Origin of the sequence: Neobacillus thermocopriae (genome assembly GCF_010975035.1) — a bacterium.
Classification (GTDB): Bacteria; Bacillota; Bacilli; order Bacillales; family Cytobacillaceae; genus Neobacillus; species Neobacillus thermocopriae.
Genome location: NZ_JAAIUV010000053.1, coordinates 1 through 1,386, shown reverse-complemented (window position 1 = coordinate 1,386; position 1,386 = coordinate 1). Strand labels below are relative to the sequence as shown.

The following is a 1,386-nucleotide window of genomic DNA, read 5'->3' as shown; positions in this document are numbered from 1 at the left end:
AATCGAGTAGGAGGGGGTGATTAACCCCCGTCCTCTCACACCACCGTACGTACGGTTCCGTATACGGCGGTTCAATCAAGATAAATGACGCAAGAATTCATAACGTTTCTGTAGACTTTTAAGCCCTTGGTTACTCCAATAGGAGTTTCCAAGGGTTCTGTGTAATATGGGACTTTTTGAGATTCGCCAATAACCTTTACGACTGTTCCCCCATTTATAAGCTTTCCATTCAGGAACTCCTAGTTTTATGAGGTTGCGTATCCTGGTCTTTGAGGTCTTCCAGTTTTTCCATAAACACATCCGGAGTCTTCGTCGAATCCAGCCATCCAAATCTTCAAAGATACTCTTTGTGTCTACTAATGCAAAATATCCACACCATCCAAATAGATATTGGTTAAGTTTCTTAATCCGATATTCCATTGGGTATGGCATTTTTCTTGACGTGATTTCTCGCACCTTTTTCTTCATTCGTTTTAGACTTTGCTTGGCAATCCGAACTTTTGGCTCTTTTGAAGGTGTAAAACTAAATCCTAGAAACTTTCGTTTCCATGGTCGGTCAACCGCAGATTTCTTCTCGTTGACTTTTAGACGAAGTTTTCCCTCAATAAATCGTTTGACACTAGCCATGGTTCTTTCACCAGCCCGTTTTGACTTCACGTAAATATTACAGTCATCGGCATAACGAACAAATTTATGCCCTCTTTTCTCTAATTCCTTGTCTAGTTCATCTAGTACAATATTCGAAAGTAAAGGGCTTAGGGGGCCACCTTGCGGCGTCCCTTCTTCTGTCCTAGATACCACACCATTAATCATGACACCAGCTTGTAGATATTTGCGGATTAGCTTCAATAGTGGCCTTTCTTTAATAGTCTTGGCTAATGTACTCATCAGCCTGTCATGATTCACTCGATCGAAGAACTTTTCTAAATCCATGTCTACTACCCATCTATAACCATCTCTGATATAGCCTTTTGCTTTCCTAACTGCGTCATGAGCACTTCGATTTGAACGAAACCCATAACTATGTTCGGAGAACATAGGGTCATATATCCTCGATAATACTTGGGCAATTGCTTGTTGAATCAAACGGTCTGTTACGGTTGGAATACCTAGTAACCGAACACCGCCATCAGGTTTCGGGATTTCGACTCTTCGAACAGGCATTGGTTCATAGGTACCCTTGAGAATTGCTTCTTTAATGGATATCCAGTTTTCGACTATGTGCTGACGTAGGTTTTGTAAGGGCATCATATCTACTCCATGGCTACCTTTGTTCTTTTCTACTCTTTGTAAAGCTAAAAGCATATTCTCCCGTGACAGGATTTGATTCAAAAGCATTGTTATTCTTCCTTCCGTGAATAGCTTATCTTCTTATGCCAGTGGTCA

General features: G+C 41.1%; 1 protein-coding gene. It reads right to left on the bottom strand.

Going from position 1 to position 1,386, the window contains the following annotated elements; all coding sequences use genetic code 11:
* Positions 1-75: 75 nt before the first annotated feature.
* Positions 76-1,338: a group II intron reverse transcriptase/maturase gene (gene ltrA / locus G4Z05_RS16285; protein WP_163252836.1), complete on the bottom strand. Its 1,263-nt coding sequence runs from the start codon at positions 1,336-1,338 to the stop codon at positions 76-78.
* Positions 1,339-1,386 lie beyond the last annotated feature (48 nt).

Excerpts from the sequence above, each read along its gene's own strand:
- ltrA (WP_163252836.1), bottom strand. The coding sequence starts at position 1,338 with ATGCTTTTGAATCAAATCCTGTCACGGGAGAATATGCTTTTAGCTTTA.